The 7180-nt window shown below is 59.5% G+C and carries 7 protein-coding genes; 5 read left to right on the top strand and 2 right to left on the bottom strand.

The window, feature by feature from the left end; translation table 11 throughout:
* Positions 1-44 precede the first annotated feature (44 nt).
* Positions 45-758 carry an IclR family transcriptional regulator gene (locus ERD80_RS17570; protein ID WP_021509502.1) on the bottom strand — a complete coding sequence of 238 codons (714 nt, stop codon included), beginning with the start codon at positions 756-758 and terminating at the stop codon, positions 45-47.
* A 170-nt stretch (positions 759-928) separates the two neighbouring features.
* Here ERD80_RS17570 and ERD80_RS17575 point away from each other — a divergent pair, with 170 nt between their 5' ends.
* The 4 genes from ERD80_RS17575 to ERD80_RS17590 are packed head-to-tail and all read left to right on the top strand — an operon-like array spanning position 929 to position 4894.
* Entirely contained in the window at positions 929-1621 is a 693-nt protein-coding gene (locus ERD80_RS17575) for a diguanylate cyclase (RefSeq protein WP_021509503.1), read from the top strand.
* Positions 1621-2559 carry a hydroxyacid dehydrogenase gene (locus tag ERD80_RS17580; RefSeq protein ID WP_104187238.1) on the top strand — a complete coding sequence of 313 codons (939 nt, stop codon included), beginning with the start codon at positions 1621-1623 and terminating at the stop codon, positions 2557-2559. The genes ERD80_RS17575 and ERD80_RS17580 overlap by 1 nt, the downstream gene beginning before the upstream one ends.
* Complete coding sequence (locus tag ERD80_RS17585; RefSeq protein WP_136547839.1) at positions 2556-3488, top strand: SMP-30/gluconolactonase/LRE family protein; 933 nt, start codon at positions 2556-2558, stop codon at positions 3486-3488. Before ERD80_RS17580 ends, ERD80_RS17585 begins: the two co-directional genes overlap by 4 nt.
* 38 nt (positions 3489-3526) lie before the next feature.
* Positions 3527-4894 (top strand): MFS transporter, encoded by a 1368-nt coding sequence (locus tag ERD80_RS17590; RefSeq protein WP_021509506.1) that lies wholly within the window; start codon positions 3527-3529, stop codon positions 4892-4894.
* Between the two features lie 123 nt (positions 4895-5017).
* On the opposite strand, the gene ERD80_RS17595 is transcribed toward ERD80_RS17590, so the two are convergent.
* Complete coding sequence (locus tag ERD80_RS17595; protein ID WP_021509507.1) at positions 5018-6358, bottom strand: MFS transporter; 1341 nt, start codon at positions 6356-6358, stop codon at positions 5018-5020.
* Positions 6359-6693: 335 nt separating this feature from the next.
* Between ERD80_RS17595 and ERD80_RS17600 the strand changes: the two genes are divergently transcribed.
* Entirely contained in the window at positions 6694-7080 is a 387-nt protein-coding gene (locus tag ERD80_RS17600; RefSeq protein WP_021509508.1) for a thioesterase family protein, read from the top strand.
* The last annotated feature ends 100 nt before the right edge of the window (positions 7081-7180 follow it).

Below are 7180 nucleotides of genomic sequence, written 5' to 3' on the forward strand. Positions count from 1 at the left end.
GCGGCAGGCCTGCTGGCCCGCCGGTGAGTGAGTAATGCGCAGCCTTATTTAGCCGCATAAACCGCATCACAAAATGCTTTGCGCGCGCCCAGTTTGGCTGACAGGCGTGCAGCCGCTTCGCGCATCAACACGCCTAACTCTTCATCTTTGCGATTCAGCGTCAGACGCGAAACCGGGCCGGTCAGCGCCAGCGCAGCGGTCAGCCGGTCATTTTCGGCGAATACCGGTACGGCAAAGGCCGCGATGTGCGGATCGCGCGCGCCCGAGCTGAATATTGGCAGCGACGGCAGCGCATCGAAGAGATTTTCATTCATGCCCCAGAAACGCAGCACCTTACTGATGGCTGAGTTATCGAGCGGAAAAATTGTCCCCGGCAGGCGCGTATGACGCAGGCCATCAGACGATTCAGCACGAAACAGGCACAGACGCTGGCCGTTATCCAGTACGTACCAGCTGGCGCTCTCGTTGGTCGCCGTTGCCAGCGCCTGCAATTCCGGCTGCACCACGCTGGCCAGATGGAATGATTGCTCATAAAGCTTGCCGAGGTATAACAGACGCGGGCCGAGCGTGTAGACACCGCTGTCACTGCGCACCACATAGCCCATCCTTTCCAGCGAGTTCATCAGACGATAGACAGTGGTTTTGTGATAGCCGGAAAGCTGCGACAGCGCAGTCAGCGACAGGCTCTCTTCGCCCGGCTTAAAACAATCCAGCAGCGACAACGCCTTCTCCACCGCATTAACGCCTTCATTTCCCATTTTTTCCTCCTGATTTGTGCCGTCCTGAGTGTACCTGAAAACTGTGAGTCACATCGTGTTTACATCACAAACACCTTCGTAACACTGGCATGCGGCGTCAGATCGTCGATATAGTTGTTTTATATTGTACAACATTGTTGTACCAGGTAAAACAAACCACGAGGTGAATTATGTCTGTGTCTGCAAATAACCTGATCAACCGCAACATCGAGCGCGTCAGCGCCCTGTCCGTCAGCCAGGCCGCCGCATTCCAGGCGGCGATTCTGGCCGATGTCGCCGGTCGTCGCGGCACCCTGCATGGCCGCGTTAAGCCGCTGTCGCCGCAGATGAAAGTCGCCGGGCCGGCCATCACGGTGGAAGTGCGTCCGGGCGATAACCTGGCGATTCACGCGGCGCTGGCTATCGCCCAGCCGGGTGATGTGCTGGTAGTAGACGGCAAAGGCGACATCAGTTGCGCGCTGCTGGGTGAAATCATGGCAACCCAGGCCGAAGCGTCCGGCATCGCCGGCATCATCATTGATGGCGCGGTGCGTGATGCTGACGCCCTCGCGCAGGGCAGCTATCCGGTGTTTGCTGCCGGCCTCAACCCGAGCGGCCCCACCAAAAGTATTCCCGGACGCGTTAACCATCCGGTGTCGGTGGCCGGTGCGTCGATTGAGCCGGGCGACCTGGTGGTCGGCGATGCCGATGGCGTGGTGGTGATCGCTAAACAGGATGTGGAACGCATCATTGCCCTGGCGGCGAAGAAGCTGGACGCCGAAACGCGCCGCATCGCGGGTATTAAGCAGGGCGATTTACGTCCGGGCTGGCTGGAAGGTGCTCTGCGCGCGGCGGGTATGTTAGCAGAAGGAGAATCGCTGTAATGAGCAACGTAAAAACTATCCTCATCACCGGCAGCGACCTGGCTGCTGAAGCCGTCGAGCTGCTGCAGGACTATCAGCTGATTTATGCCGGACGCCAGCCGCAGGAAGCCGATTTGATCGCGCTGTGCGAGCGCCATAATCCTCAGGCGATCATTGTGCGCTATGGCAAAATCAACGGGCGCATCATGGACGCCGCGCCGGCGCTGCGCGTGATCTCCAAGCACGGCAGCGGTATTGACGTTATCGATCAGCAGGCAGCGGCGGAACGCCAGATTGCGGTCCGCGCGGCAGTGGGCGCCAATGCCGCCGCCGTGTCGGAGCATGCCTGGGCGCTGATCCTCGCCTGTGCTAAATCCGTGCCGCAGCTGGACCGCCGGATGCGCGACGGACACTGGGATAAAGCGCAGCATAAATCGCTGGAGCTGGAAGGACGCACGCTCGGCCTGGTCGGTCTGGGTGCCATCGGCAGCCGCGTGGCGCGCATCGGCCAGGCCTTCGGTATGCAGGTGCTGGCCTACGATCCTTATGCGCAAACCTTGCCGGCTGGCTGTGAAGCGGTTGAATCACTGGATGAACTGTACAGCCGTGCCGATGTGGTGTCGCTGCACTGTCCGCTGACGGACAGCAATCACCAGATGATCAACGCGGCCGCCCTCGCCCGTTTTAAGCCTGGCGCGATTCTGGTCAACACCGCGCGCGGCGGACTGATTGACGATCAGGCGGTGGCGACCGCGCTGCAAAACGGCACGCTGCGTGCCGCCGGACTGGACAGCTTCACCAGCGAGCCGCTGACTGCACCGCATCTGTGGCAGTCGCTTAACAACGTGATTATTACGCCGCACATTGGCGGCGTGAGCGACAATGCCTACGTGCGCATGGGCACCGGTGCCGCGCGCAACGCGTTGCAGGTTCTGCAGGAGCAGGAGGCGGTATCATGACCGTGCTCACCGTACCGGAGGTGCGCGAGTTAACGCTGTTTTCGCGCCTGCCTGAAGCGTTTCGCCGGCCGGACGCCGGCAATGTCTGGGCTGCCGCCAATCGCGGCGGCCAGCTTACCGACTCCTTTCTCGAAGGCCCGGTGTGGCATCCCTCCGGCTGTCTGTATGTCACCGATATTCCCTATGGCCGCATCTTTCGCGTCGATATGAGCGGCAACTGGGAGCTGGTGGTGCAGTATGACGGTGAGCCCAACGGCATGAAGCTGACCGATCCGGACACGCTGATCATCACCGATTACCGTAACGGCCTGATGAAGCTGTCAATCAGCAGCGCCACTATCACGCCGTGGCTGACGCGGCGTAACAGCGAAAGCTTTCGCGGCGTCAACGACTTAACCCCCGACAGCCGCGGCAATCTCTATTTCACCGATCAGGGCCAGACCGGGCTGCACGATGCCAGCGGACGCGTCTATCGGCTCAGCCCGGATGGCCGGCTGGATCTGCTGCTGGATAACTGCCCGAGCCCGAACGGCCTGGTACTGTCGCCGGATGAGAAAATCCTCTACGTGGCGATGACGCGCGGCAACTGCGTGTGGCGCGTGCCGTTGCTGGCGGATGGTTCGGTGAGCAAAGTTGGACTGTTCTTTACCTCACACGGACCCAGCGGGCCGGACGGGCTGACCATCAATCAGCGCGGCGAACTGCTGATTGCCAATCCCGGCCTCGGGCGCGTCTGGCGTCTTAACGATCTGGCTGAACCGGAAGAGATTCTGCTCAGTCCGCTGGGTCGTTCCACCACCAACCTGTGCTTCGGCGGGGCCAACCTTAATCAGCTGTTTATCACCGAATCGGTCAGCGGCAGCATCCTGACCTGCACCCAGAACACACCAGGCCGCGCGTTACCGGCCATCGATACCTCGTTTCTCTGACTACAACTCTGCGTCATCCGAACGCACCGGAGATTACTATGACCCTGCACTCAACATCCAGCCCTGCGCCGGCTCAGCCGGCTGCGGTGCCACCCCGCCATGAAACGCTCAGCGAACAGGATTTCCAGGACAGTGAGCAGGCGGCCGCCAAAGCCTTTCGTCGCATTCTGCCGTTTATCTTTATCTGTTATGTGGTCAGCTACCTTGACCGCACCAATGTCAGCTTTGCCGCGCTGGGCATGAACGCCGATCTCGGCATCACCGCCGAACAGTTTGGCTTTGGCGCGGGCATGTTTTTTATCGGCTATTTCCTGTTTGAAATTCCCAGCAACCTGATCATGCAAAAAGTGGGAGCGCGCATCTGGATCGCGCGCATCATGATTTCGTGGGGGTTGATTTCGATGGCGACCGCGTTCATCAGCGGCCCCGTCAGCTTTGCCATTGCGCGCTTCTGTCTCGGCGTAGCAGAGGCCGGCTTTACCCCCGGCATCTATCTGTTCTTTACCTACTGGTTCCCTGGCAGCTGGCGCGCCAAAATCACCGCCGCGTTCCTGGTCGGCATTCCGGTGGCCAATATCATCGGCTCACCGATTTCCGGCGCGCTGATGCAGATCACCGGCCATGAGCATATCCGTAACTGGCAGTGGCTGCTGTTGATTGAAGGCTTACCGGCGGTGATCCTCGGCGTCATGTGCCTGTTTGTCCTGAGCGACCGGCCGGAGAAAGCGCGCTGGCTGGCACCGCGTGAACAGCAGTTGCTGAGCCGCCGGCTGGCCGATGAGCAGCAGCAAATCGCGGCAACGCACGGTTCCCAGATGCGCGACGCGCTGCGCAATCCGCTGCTGTATCTGCTGGCGTTTATTAACTTTTGCGGCATTGTGGGTTCGATCGGCGTGGGACTGTGGATGCCGCAGATCATCAAACAGCTCGGTGTGAGCCATACGGCAACCGGCTTTCTTGCCGCGCTGCCCTATGTCTGCGGTGCCGTGAGCATGCTGTTGTGGGCGCGCCGCGCTAATGCATCAGCGCACCGTATTCGCTGGATCAGCGGCGCGCTGGTGATCGCCGCCTTAGCCCTGATGTGCAGCGCGCTGAGCGATGCGCCGGTGATCAAAATGCTGGCGCTGTGCTGCACCGTCAGCGGTATTCTGGCGTTTCAGGCCTCGTTCTGGGCGCTGCCTTCCGGCTTTTTAACCGGCAATGCCGCCGCAGGCGGCTTAGCCATGATTGTCTCGATTGGTAATCTCGGCGGCTTCTTCGGCCCGTCGCTGATCGGCTATGTGCGTCAGTCTACCGGCGGCTTTATGTGGGCGCTGCTGGCGGTGGCGGCAGTCCTGATGATTGGCGCACTGGCGGTCGCCATGGTGAAAGATCCGTGGCGCCAGCGCAGCGCTGAGCAGAGATAATAACGCCGCGTTTCCCGGTGTGCCTGTGGCGCATCGGGAAACGGATGTTTTACAGGATGAAAGCAGGATAACGGCAGACGTGATGAGCCAGATACGTGCCCTCCCTGGCACAGGCTCATGAGATTATTTCCCGGTGCTGGCCACCGGCTGTTCCGCTTCAACGTGCAGCTTTTTGCTGCGTCCCATCAGCAATACCGCAATGCCGCCCGCCGCACACAGCAGCGCCAGAGGAATCATCGCCATCGCATGGCTGCCGGTTTTCTCATTGATGATGCCGTAAACGTTCACCATCAGCCCGCCACCAATCAGGTTGGCCATCGCGCCGATAGCAGCCAGACCGGCCGCTGCGGTGGTTGAGGACATCCAGCCCGAGGCCAGCGCCCAGAACGGCCCTTTCATCGAGTAAGCACCAATCAGCACCAGTGACAGAATCACCACGCTGCCCGCCAGCGTATCGGTCAGGAACGCCGCCAGCAGTCCACCGGCAATCAGGAACAGCGTCAGCGCGGTGTGCCAGCGACGCTCACCGCTGCGGTCCGAACTACGGCCCCAGACAATCATCAGAATCGATGCCAGACCATACGGGATCGCATTCATCAAACCGGTGGTGAAGTTATCCAGGCCAAATGATTTCAGCAGCTGCGGTGACCAGACGCTCAGCGTCGAACCCGCTGCCGACGCGCCGGCGTAAATCAGCGCCATCACCCAGATATGCTTGTGGCGCAGCAGCTGCCACAGGGTGATATGACCAATTGCTTTACGCTGGGCATTCTCTTCAGCCAGTTTGCCGCTCAGCCAGTTGCGCTGTTCGCTGGTCAGCCAGTGGGCATTTTCCGGACGGTTGCTGAGCAGGAAGAAAGCCAGCACCCCCAGCACAATCGCCGGGAATCCTTCGATGATAAATAGCCAGTGCCAGCCGCGCAGGCCGAACCAGCCGTCCATCGTCAGGATTGCGCCCGAGATCGGCGAGCCAATAAAGTTGGCTGCCGGGATCGCCACCATAAAGGTCGCAATCACGCGCGCGCGATATTTCGCCGGAATCCAGTAAGTCAAATATAGGATCACGCCGGGAAAGAAGCCGGCTTCGGCAGCGCCCAGCAGAAAGCGCAGCACGTACAGCATTTCCGCACTGCTGACGAACGCGGTGCACACCGAGACAATGCCCCAGGTCACCATGATGCGCGAAATCCAGATTTTGGCGCCAATCTTCTGCATCGCGAGGTTGCTTGGCACCTCAAACAGAAAATAGCCAACAAAAAACAGGCTGCTGGCCAGGCCAAACACCGCTTTGCTCAGCCCGAGGTCTTCATTCATTTGCAGGGACGCCATGCCGATGTTGCCGCGATCAATAATGGCGATCAGATAGCAGACGATCAGGAACGGCAGAATGCGCCAGATGACGCGTTTTACGGTCTGCTGCTCAATATCGGGCACAGCGGCCGCGCGGGTTATCTTGTCAGACATAGAGTTCCTCACAGAGTCATGGCTTAACGCAAATCGGCCAGTGTTGTTGTTTTACTCTGTACAACATGTGTGTACATAGTAAAACCATTATGTTTGGCCGCGCGACCCTGCGCAGAAAAATGTGTCCGGGCTGCGTGATTTGTCACAAAAAGGTAGCCAGTTGATTATGGATATGTGATGCAGCTGTCAGTTTCTGCTGCAGCACGGGAAAATACCAGCATTCATTCCGTCAGGCGACAGTGGAATTACTTTGCAACATCTTGCCGTTTTCCCGCGGCGTCATTCTTCGGTATACCCATTGCCTCACCGCATAACGCGCTTATCAGGATGCAAAAATGTTCGTAAAGCACTATGACGTAGATGAAAGCCATATCGATTTTCAGGGCGTGGTCGACGGGCTGTACTACCCGTTTTACATGGAGTGGACGCGCCACGCTTACATGCGCGAGGCGCTGGGTATCGACATTGAAGAAGAGTTCAGTCAGGGCAAGATTTACATGGTGCTGGAGTACACGCTGCGCTTCCGCAAGAGCCTGGTGAAAGGCGATAAGGTGGAAGTCACCTGCGCGCTGGAGCAGAATGAGAAGCGCAACCGCGTGAACTTCGTGCAGCAAATCAAGGTCGACGGCGTGGTGTATGCCGAGGCCACGTTTGTCGCCACCTGCCTCGCCAATGGGCGCCCGTCAATGCCGGAAGCGGTAACGCGCGCGCTCGGCCTGTAACGTTACACACTATGTGGCAGCAGCCTGCTTTATGCCTGCTGCCACTCTGCAATCAGCGTCTCCACCAGCTGTGCCGCCGGCAGCGCGCGCACCCGCGCCA

The sequence above is a fragment of the Pantoea sp. R102 genome, assembly GCF_004916815.1.
In the GTDB taxonomy this organism is placed as follows: Bacteria; Pseudomonadota; Gammaproteobacteria; order Enterobacterales; family Enterobacteriaceae; genus Pantoea; species Pantoea dispersa.